The sequence below is a fragment of the Pseudomonas putida genome (genome assembly GCF_002906855.1).
Classification (GTDB): Bacteria; Pseudomonadota; Gammaproteobacteria; order Pseudomonadales; family Pseudomonadaceae; genus Aquipseudomonas; species Aquipseudomonas putida_N.
The window spans coordinates 953,400-966,855 of record NZ_MINI01000028.1; the positions used below are offsets into that span (position 1 = coordinate 953,400).

Annotated in this window: 10 protein-coding genes, 1 pseudogene and 1 riboswitch; of the genes and pseudogenes, 4 read left to right on the top strand and 7 right to left on the bottom strand. The window is 64.5% G+C overall.

Features of this window, described 5'->3' with window-relative positions:
* Positions 1 to 73: 73 nt before the first annotated feature.
* Positions 74 to 1,210, top strand: a complete 1,137-nt coding sequence (locus BGP85_RS04715; RefSeq protein WP_103447445.1) for a glycerate kinase — start codon at positions 74 to 76, stop codon at positions 1,208 to 1,210.
* A complete protein-coding gene (locus BGP85_RS29135; RefSeq protein WP_258035859.1) occupies positions 1,195 to 1,323 on the top strand; it encodes a hypothetical protein in 129 nt (42 codons plus the stop codon). Before BGP85_RS04715 ends, BGP85_RS29135 begins: the two co-directional genes overlap by 16 nt.
* Here BGP85_RS29135 and BGP85_RS04720 read toward each other — a convergent pair.
* From BGP85_RS04720 to BGP85_RS04740, 5 genes are all read right to left on the bottom strand, one after another.
* Complete coding sequence (locus BGP85_RS04720; RefSeq protein WP_103447444.1) at positions 1,313 to 2,263, bottom strand: site-specific integrase; 951 nt, start codon at positions 2,261 to 2,263, stop codon at positions 1,313 to 1,315. The two genes, BGP85_RS29135 and BGP85_RS04720, sit on opposite strands and share 11 nt — an antisense overlap.
* Before the next feature lie 154 nt (positions 2,264 to 2,417).
* Positions 2,418 to 3,290, bottom strand: coding sequence for a phosphate/phosphite/phosphonate ABC transporter substrate-binding protein (locus BGP85_RS04725; RefSeq protein ID WP_103447443.1), 873 nt, complete (start codon positions 3,288 to 3,290; stop codon positions 2,418 to 2,420).
* Positions 3,278 to 5,605, bottom strand: coding sequence for a putative bifunctional diguanylate cyclase/phosphodiesterase (locus BGP85_RS04730; RefSeq protein WP_103447442.1), 2,328 nt, complete (start codon positions 5,603 to 5,605; stop codon positions 3,278 to 3,280). The genes BGP85_RS04725 and BGP85_RS04730 overlap by 13 nt, the downstream gene beginning before the upstream one ends.
* An 80-nt stretch (positions 5,606 to 5,685) precedes the next feature.
* Entirely contained in the window at positions 5,686 to 6,672 is a 987-nt protein-coding gene (locus BGP85_RS04735; RefSeq protein ID WP_103447441.1) for an SCO family protein, read from the bottom strand.
* Positions 6,673 to 6,738: 66 nt separating this feature from the next.
* Complete coding sequence (locus BGP85_RS04740) at positions 6,739 to 10,134, bottom strand: Ig-like domain-containing protein (protein WP_103447440.1); 3,396 nt, start codon at positions 10,132 to 10,134, stop codon at positions 6,739 to 6,741.
* Positions 10,135 to 10,386: 252 nt separating this feature from the next.
* Positions 10,387 to 10,501: riboswitch (TPP riboswitch) on the top strand.
* 31 nt (positions 10,502 to 10,532) lie between these two features.
* Here BGP85_RS04740 and BGP85_RS04745 point away from each other — a divergent pair.
* Both BGP85_RS04745 and tenA read left to right on the top strand, forming a co-directional pair.
* Complete coding sequence (locus BGP85_RS04745) at positions 10,533 to 11,180, top strand: TenA family protein (protein WP_103447439.1); 648 nt, start codon at positions 10,533 to 10,535, stop codon at positions 11,178 to 11,180.
* A 2-nt stretch (positions 11,181 to 11,182) separates the two neighbouring features.
* Positions 11,183 to 11,842: a thiaminase II gene (tenA, locus tag BGP85_RS04750; protein WP_103447438.1), complete on the top strand. Its 660-nt coding sequence runs from the start codon at positions 11,183 to 11,185 to the stop codon at positions 11,840 to 11,842.
* Positions 11,843 to 11,855: 13 nt separating this feature from the next.
* Here the strand turns inward: tenA and BGP85_RS04755 are convergent, their stop codons facing one another.
* The gene (locus BGP85_RS04755; RefSeq protein ID WP_116583648.1) at positions 11,856 to 12,050 is read right to left on the bottom strand and encodes a hypothetical protein; all 195 of its coding nucleotides are present in this window, start codon (positions 12,048 to 12,050) and stop codon (positions 11,856 to 11,858) included.
* 419 nt (positions 12,051 to 12,469) lie between these two features.
* Positions 12,470 to 13,330, bottom strand: a pseudogene (locus BGP85_RS04765) (MFS transporter); the annotation flags it as partial.
* Positions 13,331 to 13,456: the final 126 nt, after the last annotated feature.

Consider the following 13,456-nt stretch of genomic DNA (forward strand, 5'->3'; position numbering starts at 1 on the left):
TTTTGTGCATCCGACTGAGGCCGCCGCGCCAGACAGCTGTCAGCATGCCTGTTATCAGGACAGGAGAATCCCCATGAAAATCGTCATCGCCCCCGACTCGTTCAAGGACAGCCTTGACGCTGCCGGTGTCGCCCGTGCCATTGCCCTGGGCCTGGGCGAGGCGTTGCCTGCTGCCGAGCTGGTCGAATGCCCGATGGCCGATGGCGGCGAAGGCACCATGGAGGCGATTGTCGCTGCCAGCCATGGCGAGTTGCGCAGGCTGACTGTGCGCGGGCCGCTGGGGGAGCGCGTGGAAGCCGGTTGGGGCTGGCTGGCAGAAAGCCGCACCGCAGTCATCGAGATGGCCCAGGCCAGCGGCATCCAGCTGGTACCCAGCGGGCAGCGCGATGCCTGCCGCAGCAGCACCTGGGGCACCGGCGAGCTGATCGCCGCCGCCCTGGCGGCCGGGGCGCAACGGATCGTCCTGGCCATTGGCGGCAGCGCCACCAACGATGGCGGCAGCGGCATGCTGCGGGCGCTGGGCCTGCGCCTGCTGGATGCCGGCGGGCAGGCGCTGGAGGAGGGTGGCCTTGCCCTGGCCCGGCTGGCCCATATCGACGCCAGTGACCTGGACCCACGGCTGGCCGAGGTGCAGGTCGACGTGGCGGCCGATGTCGACAACCCGCTATGTGGCGCCAATGGCGCTTCGGCGATCTTCGGCCCCCAGAAGGGCGCCAACCCCGAGCAGGTGCAGGCGCTGGACCAGGCTTTGGGCCACTTTGCCGACCACTGTGCGCAACTGCTGGGTAAGGACGTGCGCGACTTCCCGGGTTGCGGTGCGGCCGGGGGCATGGGCTTTGCCGCCAAAGCCTTCATGGGCGCGCGCTTCCGCCCCGGCGTGGAAGTGGTCGCGGAGATGGCTGGCCTGGACGCGCTGGTGCAAGGCGCCGACCTGGTAATTACCGGTGAAGGGCGCTTCGACGCCCAGACCCTGCGCGGCAAGACCCCGATGGGTGTCGCCCGGGTCGCCAAACGTCATGGGGTGCCGGTGGTGGTGCTGGCGGGCACCTTGGGCGAAGGCTACCAACAGCTGTATGCCCACGGTATCGACGCTGCCTTTGCCTTGGCCAATGGGCCGATGACCCTGGAGCAGGCGTGCGCGAATGCCGCGCAGCTATTGCAGGACCGTGCCGGTGATATCGCCCGTGTCTGGCAATGCGCCATTGCGTAATCACACGGGTCGGCATGGTACCGGCGCAGCTACGGCATTACCCCGATGCGGGCGACATTTACGCGATTCGCCCGGAGCTGGGTGGCATCGCCCGGTATGCCTTCAAGGAATGAGCGCCTGCCCCTGACTGGCCGGTAGCACGGCCAGCTCGCCGAAGCGTTGCGCGGCGTCGATATAGCGCAATGCCGACTTGGCGTCCTTCCAGCCAACGTAGCTCATCAGGGCCTTAAGCTCCCAGCCATTGGCCGTTGCCCAGGTGGCAAAGCCGCGGCGCAGGGAATGGCCGGTGTACAGCGCGGCGGGTACCTCGGCACGTGCCAGCATGCGCCGGAGCAGGCCGACCAGGCTGTTGCTGTTGAGTGGTGTGTCGCTGAGGTTGCCCCAGCGGTCGAGCTTGCGGAATACCGGCCCGTGGGCGATGCCCGCCACCTCGATCCATTGCAGGTAGGCATTGACCGGGCACAGCGTCTTCAGCGCCGGGGTGCGGTGCTGCACGCCCAGTGCTTCACGGTCGCCCTTGCTGCGCGGCAGGAACAGGGTGATGCCGACGCCAGCTTCGGCCTGGATGTGCTCCACGCGCAGGCGCGCCAGTTCATCGCCGCGAAAGCCGCGCCAGAAGCCCAGCAACAGCAAGGCGGTATCACGGCGAGCGCGGCGCAGGGCTGGGAGGTCGTGGCATGTGCGGGCCTGGGTAGCTTCTGCCTCGAAGCGCTCGACGGCTGCCTGCAGGTGTTGCAGCAACAGCGGGGCTGCTTGCCTGGGGGGTGTCGGGTGCAGGGTGCGGATGCCGCGCAGCACCTGGCGCACCAGCGGCGCCTTTGTCGGGTCGGGGAAGCCCTGGCTGATGTGCCACTGGCTGAGTGCTGCCAGGCGTTGGCGCAGGGTGCTGACTGCGTGCTGTTCGGCGTGGTCGGCCAGGTAGCGGGCGATGCTGTCGGCAGTGGCCGGCAGGAACCCGCCCCAATGGGCCTCGAAATGTTCGATGGCGGCTTGGTAGCTGCGCCGGGTGTTGTCGCGGGTGGCGGCGCGGACGTAGCGCTCGATGTCGGTCATGGCAGGTAGGTTGGTGGGAGACCTTGACACGATAGAGCTAATTGCTCCGCCTGTCCCGGCCTATTCGCGGGGCAAGCCCGCTCCTGCAAGGATTGCATAACTCCTGTAGGAGCGGGCTTGCCCCGCGAAGAGGCCGGTGAGGATGAAGAAAGTCTCAGCGAGGCAACGAAGCATCCATCAACTGCCGCAGCGGCGCATATTCGGCCTGGCTTACCGGCACCAGCCCGCTGGCATCCTGGGAGGCGACAAAGGCGGCCATGGCCTTGGGGTCGTCCAGCATCGCCGCGCGAATGCGTTGCTTCAGCGTCGGGCACAGGCTGGCACTGAACACATAAGGGTCGTAGTAGATCGGCTGTGAGCGCCATTGCACCTTGAGTGCAGCCGGGCTCAGCGCATGCCCGGCGAGGTAGGCATCGGCCCGCTCGCTGGCGACGAACGCGGCATCGACCCGGCCATCGAGCAACGCCTCCAGCGCCTTGTCGTGGGTCCCGGCATACACCAGCGCGCCGAAGAATTGCGGCAACGGCGAGCCGACTTCGATCGGGAACTCGACACTTGGCACCAGGCTGCCCGAGGTGCTGGCCGGGTCGCTCAGGGCCACGCGCTTGCCGCGCAGTTGCTCGATGTTTTCGACGCTGTTGGCACGGGTCAGCAGCAGCGCCTGATAATGGCTGCCGGCCGGGGTGTAAGGGCCAGCACTCAAGGTGAAGGTCGCGAACGGTTCGATGCCGGGGTCGCGACGGTTGGCCAATACATAAGATGCTGGGCCAAGCCGGGCGATATCCGCACCGCCGGAGACGATGGCGTCCACCACGCTTTCATAGGAGGCGGCAATCACCAGCTCCACCGGCACACCCGCTGCCTGGCTCAAGCGCTGCAGCAGCGGCTGGTGTTCGCGGACCATGTCCTCGCTGCTCTTGATCGGGATGACCGCCAGGCGCAGGCTGCGCGGCGTGCAATCGGCCACGGCGGCAGAGGCCAGCAGATTGGCCAGCAACAGCGCGGCCAGGGTCTTCACAACACGCATGGCTTTTCCTCGACACCGTTGAAGGGTGGGTACTCACGCAACTGCGCAGGCGACAACGGCCGGCTGAAGTGGTAGCCCTGGGCGATATCGCAGCCGGCGAGCTTCAGGCACACCACCTGCTCGCGGGTCTCGACGCCTTCGGCCACCACTTCCAGGCCCAGGCGCTTGGCCAGGATAATGGTCGAGGACACGATCGGGCTGTCGTCATAGCTGTTGGACAGCGGTGCGATCAGCGAGCGGTCGATCTTCAGCTTGCTCAGCGGCAGCGACTGCAGGTGCGCGAAGCCGGCGTAGCCGCGGCCGAAGTCGTCCAGGCTGATGCCCAGGCCAGCGGCCCGCAGGCGATGCAGGTGATCGACGGCGGTGCCTTCCGGGTCGAGGATGGTCGTTTCGGTGATCTCCAGCTCCAGGCGCTGCGGGTTGATGCCGTAAAGCTGCAACTTAGCCAGCAGGCGGGTGCTGAAGTCGGCCTGGCGCAACTGCATAGCCGAGACATTCACCGCCAGCCGTGCCTCACGGCCTTGCGCATCCCAATGGGCCAGTTCCACGCAGGCCAGGCGCAACACCTCCCAACCCAACTCGATGATGAAACCGCTGCGTTCGGCCAGGCTGATGAAGCGGTCTGGGTAAAGCAGCCCGAATTCGGGGTGATCCCAGCGCACCAAGGCTTCATAGCCCAGTACACGGTGGCTATCCAGGCGGATCTGCGGCTGGTAGTGCAGCACGAACTGGCGCTCGGTCAGGGCCGTGCCGAAGGCCTGCTCAAGGGTGAAGGCCTGGATATCGGAAAGGTTGAGTGAGGGGTCGAAGAAGCGGTACTGGGCGCGCCCGGCCTGCTTCGCCGAGTACATGGCGGCATCGGCGCTGCGGATCAGGCTGTCGATGTCCTGGCCATCACGCGGGCAGATGCTGACCCCGACACTGGGGCTGGTGTTGACCTCCTGGCCGTCGAGGGCGTAGGTGGCCGAGAGCTTCTGCACCAGCGTGCGCACCCAGCTGTTGATCTGCGCCTCACTGCGCTCGCCTGCCAGCAGCACGACGAACTCGTCACCGCCGAAGCGCGAAGCCTCGTCGCCGGGTTCGAGCAGGCGCTGGATACTCCCGGCCACCGCCTGCAGCAACAGGTCGCCAATCTTGTGCCCGAGCGAGTCGTTGATCGACTTGAAACGGTCCATGTCGATGAACAGGATGGCCATCAGGCGGCGCTTGCCGCGTTGTCGGGTCAGTGCTTGTCCTGCGACTTCGACGAACTGGCGGCGGTTGTGCAGGCCGCTGAGGTGGTCGGTGGCGGCGGCGTGGCTGCTGCGCCGGTGTTCGTCTTCCAGGCGGTCGATCAATTGCTGGTTGACCTGCTGCGCTTGCTCCAAAGCGCTGAACGCCTCCTGGCGCTTGCGCAGCAGGCGCAAGGTCCAGGCCAGGCTGGCGAGGATCATCAGGGTCATGCTCAGGTTCAGCCAGAACTGCCGTGAATAGGCCAGCGTGGAAGGGGCGAGAATCTCGTCATAACGCTGGCTGACCACCACGCTGAAGCCACGCTCTGGCACCCGCCGGTACAGGCTCTGGTACGGGACCCCGGACGCGTACTGGGTCAGTTGCCCGGCCGCCGCGTCGGCATCTGCCATATCCGGTTCGAAGCTGTCGCCTGCCACCACCACGCCGCTGGTATCGATGCGCAGACGCTCCTGGCCATCGTCCTGGATCAGGCGCATCAAGCCGCTGTCGCCAAGATCGATGTGCTGGAACAGCACCGCCAGGTAGCCAATGTCGAGCTGCACCACGAGGATGTTGTCGATCTCCCGGCCCGGCAGGTCGGTCAATGGCAACAGGAAGGGCAGGCGCCAGTTGGGCATGGTTGGGGGCGAGGTATCGAAGGCGGTACGTGGCAGGAAAGGTTTGAAACCGTAGTGGGCGACATGCACCTTCAATTGATCCAGCCATTGCGCTGGCAGCTGCGCGGCCTCGTCACTGTGGCTTGCGGAAAGCAGCCGGCCTTGGCGGTCGTACAGGCTCATGCGCTTGAACACCGGGTCCTCTGCCAGCAGCCTGGCCAGGCTGAGGCTGCCCTGGCGCAGGGTTTTCATGTCGTCCTGGGTTACCCGGCCCACGGCCTGGGCGCGGTCGACCAGCTGGCGCAGGCTTTCGGCAACGATACTGGCCAGGTTCAGATGCTCCGCCGCCTTGGCCGTCAGTGCATCCTGGCGCGAGGCGGCCTTCTGGGTGACGTGCAGCCCCCAGAGGAAGGTCAGGGTGGCTGCACAGAGCATCAGGATCAGCAAGCGCAGGAGGCTTGCGGAGGAGAGAGAGCGACGGATCACTGCTGTTGTTCCCGACCCTGGGTGATGGTCGAAAAATACGACAGGCAGATGACAGCCTCATGACTGGTGGCTAATTGCCTTTAAGGTTTTCCCCGATCCGCCAGGGGCGCCTGTATGCGCGTGGTCTCCTCCTGCAGGTAAGTGATCAACGCGCTGATCTCGGTATCGCCCAGGCGCATGTTGGGCATGGCCAGGCGGTTGTACTGCTCGAAGAGCAGGGTGGCCAGCGGCTCCTGCTCGGCGAGCATCTGGTCCGGCTCCTTCAGCCAGCGTACCAGCCAGCTGGGGTCGCGTTGCTGGGTCACACCAAGCAGGTCGGGGCCGATGCCGGGCTGGCCGGGCTCGGTGTTGCCCACGGTGTGGCAGGAGGAGCAGCGGGTGCGGAAGATCTGTTCGCCGCTGCTGGGCGGGCGGATTTCCGGTGCGCTGGCGTAGTCGTTGGCCATGGCACTGGCCTGTTTCCAGTTGTGCAGGCTGTTGCCTAGGCGATCGGCGAGAATGTAGGGGCTTTCGAAGGGCGAGGCCTTCATCCAGCGGCCGGTGGCCTGGTTGCCGATGATCAGGCTCAGGTTGTGGTCCTTGGAACGGCCGTTCTCCAGGCCTTCGATGTACAGGCCCAGGCGCCGGCGCAGCTGTTCGATGTCTTCAGGTTCGCCGGTGAGCAGGGTCCAGCCGGGGCCGATGCCGAACTTTTCGGCATAGCGCTTGAGTGTGGCGGGGGTGTCGTTGTAGGGGTCGATGCTGATGGAGTAGAGGAAGATGTCCTTGCCCACCCGGTCACCGAGGATCTTCTGCACCTGGCGCAGGCGGGCGGTTTCCACCGGGCAGGAGTCGGAGCAGCCGGTGAAGATGAAGTTGATCGCCACCACTTTGTCCTTGATCAGGTCGTCGAAGAACCGCACCGGCTTGCCGTCCTGGGTAACCAGCGGGGTGTTGGGGAAGTAGTCGGCGCCCCATGGGGTGGCGGCTTCGGCCGTTTGCATCGATTGTGCCGATTTGATCGGCCAGTAGTGGGTACCGGCGGCGAACAGGGTGAGTGCGAGCAGAACACGCCATGACAGGGCCATGATGTATGTCCTCTGATTTGCGGTGAGCCGCGAAAGGGCCGCAGAGCGGCCCCCGTGCAACGCGTATTACTTGACGCTGACTGGCACCGTGACGCTCTGCCCCAGGGCCGACTTCACGGTGATCGTCGCCGGTGTCGCCAGGCTGCCACCGGTGGTGGTCACCGACAACCGCCAGCGCGCCCCGCTGGATGCCGCCGTCAGCGTTGCCGTGCCCAGGTTCAGCGGGCCACTGGTGGTGGCTGCGGCCACGCTGATGCTGTTGCCGGTGGCAACCGAGGTGGTGCCGGAGATGTCCCAGGTGTAGCGGTTGTTGCTGCGCACCTGCACCACGGCGCTGCTGACCTGGACCTCGTCGGCATTCACCGCCGGGCTCACTGCCACGCTGACCGTGGCCGGTGTCAGCGACTCGGCGCCCTTGGCGTCACGCGCCGTGTAGTTGAAGCTGGCGGTAAACGGGGTGTCGACCGTAGCCGGCGGGGTGTAGGTTACGGTGGTGCCGTCGGTGCTGACCGAGCCCTTGCCGGAATCAGGCTGGCTGAGGTCCTTGACGGTCAATGGCAGGTTGCCTTCCGGGTCGGTGTCGTTGGCCAGCACGTTGATCACGATCGGCTTGCCTGCCTTGGTCGCAGCGCTGTCATTGACGGCCACGGGTGGCTTGTTGGCCGGATTTTCTCCGTTGTTGCTGCTGGCGGTACGGAAGGTCGGCAGGCCTACCGAGGCCATATACTGCACGCCATCCCAGCCTGGCAGCGGCGTCGGCATGACCTGGAACTGCCCAGGGTGCTCGATGTCCCAGCGCAGCAGCATCGACGAGTCTTCATGCTGGGTGTTGTGGCAGTGCTCCATGTAGGTGCCGGCGAATTCGCGGAAGCGAATGGCCATTTCCACTTCACCCGAGGAGTCGGCGTCCGGGCCGATGCGGTAGACGTCCTTGCGTGCCCATTTTTCCCACTCTGGCGGTGCCTTGCCGTCACGGCTGAGGATCACGCCTTCCTCGAAGTGCACATGCACTGGGTGGCTCCAGCCGTTGCCACCGTTCTTGATCTTCCACACTTCCAGGGTGCCGTCGCCGCTGAAACCGCCCTGGGTCGCTTCGCTGGCCAGCTGTGGCGCGGCGGAGATGCGCCGTGGGTCCATGCTGTAGCCAAATCCGCCGTCGGTCTTGATGGTCCAGGGGCTGGTATCGGTGCCGTCGGAGCGGCCGAAGATGAACTCGCGGTGGCGGGCAGCCTTGATTTTGGCCTGGTCGGCCACGGCGGTGCGGTCGATGGTCAGCGGGATCATCTTCAGGCCTTCGGCCTTGCCCGGCTTGGCCGGTTCATAGGCGCTCGGGTCCATGCTGAGGTCCTGGCCGCTGTAGGGCTGCACGATCAGTTGCATGACCTTGCCGACTACCGGGTCGCCCTTGTCCCACTCAGGCCCGCTGCTGGTCTGCTGGATCACCGCCTTGTACTTCTCGGACAGCACATCGGCCAGCGAGATAGGCTGTTTCGGGCCCTTGCCGGTTTCGTGCTCCATGATGTTGACGATATACAGCTTGTCGCCGACCTTGATCCCGTTCTTGGCGAAGTTGATGATGATGTCGTAGCGCTCGGCGATGCCTTGCAGCGGCAGGATGGCGTTGTTGTCGTCGGTCTTGCCGTCGCCGTTGAGGTCCATGGTGCCGTCGAACGGCACGGCGTGTTCCATGATGTTACCGTCGTTGCCAATCATGTGGAACGGCACGCGGGCATACGACACGTTGGAACCGGACGGCCCCTTGAACTCGCCACCGTTGCCGGCGATTTCACGCACCACGGCAAACTTGAAGTAGCGCGACACCGAGCCGTTGAGGATACGGAAGCGATAGGCGCGGGCGCGGACCTTGAGCTTGGGCTGGTACTGCCAGTTGACCAGCACCTGGTCGCCGAGGAAGCCGTCGGTGTTGAAGGGGTTGAACCACAGCTGACCGTTCTGATCCCAGGCTTTGTCGGCGATCACCAGGTTGACGTCGTAGTCGCGGTTACCCCAAGGCATCGCCGAGCCGCTGGGGAAGCGCAGGTTGACACCGTCCTGCAGCGCTTCGTTGCCGCGGTCGATGGCGCTGTAGTAGTTCATCATCACGGCGTTGCCCTTGTAGACGTTCTGCGCCGTGAAATCCATCATGTGGTCGTGGAACCAATGGGTACTCATGGTTTCGTGCCAGTCGCCACGAATCTTGATGCTGCCGTTCTCGCAGGTCTTCAGCCCCGGGTTGGCGTCGTTGACGTAGAGCGTTTCACCCGGCGAGCAGGGGAATGCGGCGCGCGGGTCTTCGGCACGGGTGTTGATGGTGTCGTAGCCAGCCAGCTGGATCGGCCAGCGGTAGTCATAGTACTGGCCAGGGAAGAAGTAGGCGTTGGCGAAGCCATCGCTCTCGGCCGGTGAGTGACCGTTATGCTCATGGGTGGAAATGGTGTGCAAGCCGAAGCCGGCGTTGGCTGCCGGGTCGATCGGCAGCGCGTTGTAGTGGCGCATCAGCACCGGTTGGCCATAGCGAACCATCAGCAGTTTCGGCGGAAAGGTGCCGTCGAAGGTCCACAGTGACTTGTGGTTCTGCAGCGGGAAGTTCGGGTGGAAGCGGGTGTCGATGCCCTTGGTGGTGCCGAGGGTGTTCGGGATGTCCGAGGTCTGGTAGTACAGCCCGCCTGGCGCGAACTCACCGACGGCATAGTTGTGCAGTTGCTTGCGGTCACGCAGCCCCTGGTTGATGCGCGCACCTGCCTGCGCAGTCTTGAACACTGCCTGGGGGTAGAACTCGTTCCAGCGCTGGTGCGACCAGCCTTTTCCTGGTGGCCGGCCTTCCGCTGGCGAGCCGACCGAGTTGCGGTTCAGGAACAGCTCGATCTGCGCCTTCCACGGGTTGCGGTCGAGGGTGTTGGCGTACTGGGACGGGTACGGGTACAGCCCCGGCTGCTTGAGGAAGGCCTCCAGGGCATTGCCATTGGGGCTGCTGCGGGCGACCACGTTGGGGTCTTGAGCAGGTTCCGGGCCCAGAGTGGGGACCGGGAAGGTCAGCGAAGGGGGCGGCAGATTGGGGTCGAGTTTTTCCGGGCCGAATTCCTCGAACAGCAGCAATTGCTGGGTGAACGGCTGCGCTCCAAACAACGGGCTCGGCTTGCCGTTGGTAGGGTAATTGCGTGATGTCTGCAGGGCGGGCGGCAGCACGTTGTCGACGCGGTTGGTCTGCCGAGTACCGTACAACCCGTTTTGCAGCTCCAGCGAACCTTCGTTGGCTTCAGGCAGGTTGAACAGGTTGAGCAGCGACGGGGCGGGGTCTGCCGGCTGGTCATCGTAATGCGAGGGGTCTGTCGGCGGCGGCTGGCTGACATCATCCAGCGAAGAGGCCATGGCTGAGATCAGCCCGAAGCTGAGCATCAGCGCGGTCACGGCAGACAGTTTGAAGGCGTGGCTGTTGGGGTGGATCACGGCAGGTGTTTTCATTGCCTGGTGCCTCGCTCGCGGCTAAATGGCTATGGGCCATCAATGGCGTATTGCCGGGTTTTGATGGCCTGAGCAACGGCTGTGCCAACAGATGTTTCGGTAATACTTTGTCAAACAACTCCTTGCGGCGCCTGAGGCGCGCTAAATAACGGGGTGTCAAGGACCGGGTCTAGGCCCCCGAAACTGGGCAGGGTTGGGGCCCAACTCTGGTGATGGAGTGGGTGACAATTGGTGATGGGGGCTGTATACATGTTGCCCACCAAGGGGAGCCCGGCAACGGGCTGAGAAACCGCTGACAGCTGCAGCGCGGTGACCCTTCGAACCTGATCCGGATAATGCCGGCGAAGGGATGGGACAGCCGAACCTGCCTTTTGCCGGCCTCACTGCGAGGCCACACCATGACCGAACGCTTCAGCGAAACCCTGCAACGCCAGAACCAGCCGACTTGGTCGGCCGCCGTCGGCCACCGTTTCGTCACCGAACTCTGTGCAGGCAGCGTCGCCGACCCGATCATGGTCCGCTACCTGGTTCAGGACCACCGCTTTCTCGACAGCTTCCTGACCCTGCTCGGCGCCGCCATCGCCACCGCCGACACCTATGAAGCCCGCCTGCGTTTCGGCCGCTTCGCGGGGATGATCTCCAGCGACGAGAACACCTATTTCCTGCGTGCGTTCGAAGCCTTGGACGTCAGCCCGGCGCAGCGCACCGAGCCTGCAGACACTGCACCTACCGCCGGTTTCAAGGCCATCATGCGCGAGGCCGCGGCCACCCGTTCCTATGCTGCCGCGCTGGCCGTGCTGAACGTTGCCGAAGGCCTTTACCTGGACTGGGCTCTCAAGGCACCCAAGCCGTTGCCGGCCAACTTCGTCCATGCCGAATGGATTACGTTGCACGACAACCCGGCATTCTGTGATTTCGTGGCGTTCCTGAAGTCCGAACTGGACCGTGTCGGCCCCCAGGAGGCCGCATTGGCCAGTGATTTCTACGCAAGGACCGTTGAACTGGAGCTTGCCTTCTTCGACGCCATTTACACCGAGGAGGCTTGAGCATGGATATTTTCGAGCGCTTGAAGGCTGCTACTGCCGGCCAGTGGAACAGCTACGTCGATCACGACTTCGTGCGGCAGATGGGCGAGGGCACCTTGTCGGAACAAGCCTTTCGCACCTACCTCATCCAGGACTACCTGTTTCTCATCCAGTTCGCCCGCGCCTGGGCCCTGGCCGCCTACAAGAGCCGACTGCCGGCGGATATCCGCGCCGCCCAGGCCGGCCTGGCGGCGATTCTCGACGAAACCGAACTGCACCTGCGCCTGTGTGCACGTTGGGGGTTGTCGCAAGCCGATATCCAGGCAGCCCCCGAGCACCAGGCGACCGTGGCGTACACCCGTTACGTGCTCGACTGCGGCGCGGCCGGTGACCTGCTCGAACTGCATGTGGCGTTGGCACCGTGCGTGATCGGCTATGCCGAGATCGGCCGCACGCTGGCGGAGCGCATTGGTGATCTGAGCGACCACCCGTACCGGGAATGGATAGGCGAGTATGCCGGCGAGGGCTACCAGGGCGTGGCCGCGGCGGCGCGCAAGCACCTGGATGAACTGGCGGCACGGAGCATGACCGAGCAGCGGTTTGTGGAGCTGGCACAGATCTTTGGCCAGGCTTCGCGGCTGGAGGCTGATTTCTGGCAGATGGGGCTGGATGGCGTTGACTGAGTGCCGGTTGGCTTCAGTCGGGCTGTTTCATTGAGGTTTTGTGAATTGCCGTGCACATGTACCGCACGGCGATTCGATCGCGTTCGGGCAGGGTGCGGTAGTGGTCGATGAGGTTGACCTCTTCCTTGTTCAGGCGACGCAGGAACAGGCGCTGGTTGAATGACGTGAAAGCACGGAGGATGCGGATCAGAACGGAATCGATTGCCATGGAATCGCCTTGCATGGTTGTGGGCTCTCTTCCGTGAGATTTACCCTGCTTTGTCAGGGTAAAGGTGAAGTCTAGCGATCTGGGTCAATGTTTCAAGTGATGGGGCTGCTGCAGGCAGCCCAAGCTTTTCTCAGCCGGTGCTCATTTGCGTTTTCGCTTTCTGGGTTGAATGGGGGCTTCCTCGAACGCCTCTGGCGGTGGCGGCGCTGCGCGAACGTTGAATACGCGGCAGATGACGTACCAGCAGATGGCTACTGACAGGTTGTAGGGAAAGAGCACTGCCCAGAACGGTAGTTGCCAGTTCTTTTTGCCTTGCATTTCTCCGGGCTCGCCGGTGCGCCAGGGGGCGTAATGGTTCCAGGCTTCTGCTGGTGTGAGGCATATGGCGTGTAACGGTCTGTGCCACCAGTTGGGTTCGCCTGGAGGAGGGAGTTTGTCGGGGCCGTGGTCCATGAGATCACCAGCAGGCCCATGAAATAGGTCGCCCACAAGGCCAAAGTGCCGAAGCGGTAGCGCTCGCTGAACAGCTGGCGAGCCGGGGCCTTGTGCTGCACGGACGGTTCGCTGACGGTAAAGCGGGTGCCTTCGGCGAATCGCCCGCCGAGTTTGGCCAGGGCTGCGGCAATCTGTTGTGCCGGCGCCTGGCGGGCCGCCAGGAAGCGGGCGGACTCCGGCAGCAGCCACAGCAACAGGGGCAGCAGCGCAAGCGGCAGCACGCCGCCGGCCAGCAGCACCGACTGCCAACCGTGCTGGGGAATCAGCCAGGCTGCGAGAAACCCGCCCAATCCCGAGCCCATGTTGAAGCCGGTAAACATGACGGTGATCAGCAGCGAGCGGCTGCGCTCAGGCAGGTATTCGGACAGCAGGGTGGTGCTGTTGGGCATGGCCGCGCCCAGTGCGATGCCGGTCAGCAGACGCAGCACCGCCAGCTCATAAGGGGTGCGGGCGAAGGCGCAGGCCAGGCTGAGCAGGCTGAAACCGGTGACGGCAATCAGCAGCACCTTCTTGCGCCCCAGGCGGTCGGCGTAGGGGCCGGCCGTGAGAGCGCCGAGGGCCAGCCCGACCATGCCAGCGCTCATCACCGGGCCGAACGCTGCACGCGACAGCCCCCAGTCCTGCATCAACGATGGGGCGATGAAGCCCATGACGGCCACGTCGAAGCCATCGAACAGCACGATCAGAAAGCACAGCGACAGGATCAGCCACTGATAGGGCGAGACAGGGCGGCTGTCGATCCAGTCTTTGACGTCGACGCTGGCGTCGACAGAGGGCTTGAGCATGGGGGATCACCTTTTGTTCTTGTAGTGGTGAGTAGTCCGGATGGAGAACCACCGCGCCGGATTTCGGCGGCAGGTGACTGTAAGGCGCGCCTGGCCGCGAGCGCCTCTGGGAAATGCTTAATGGGA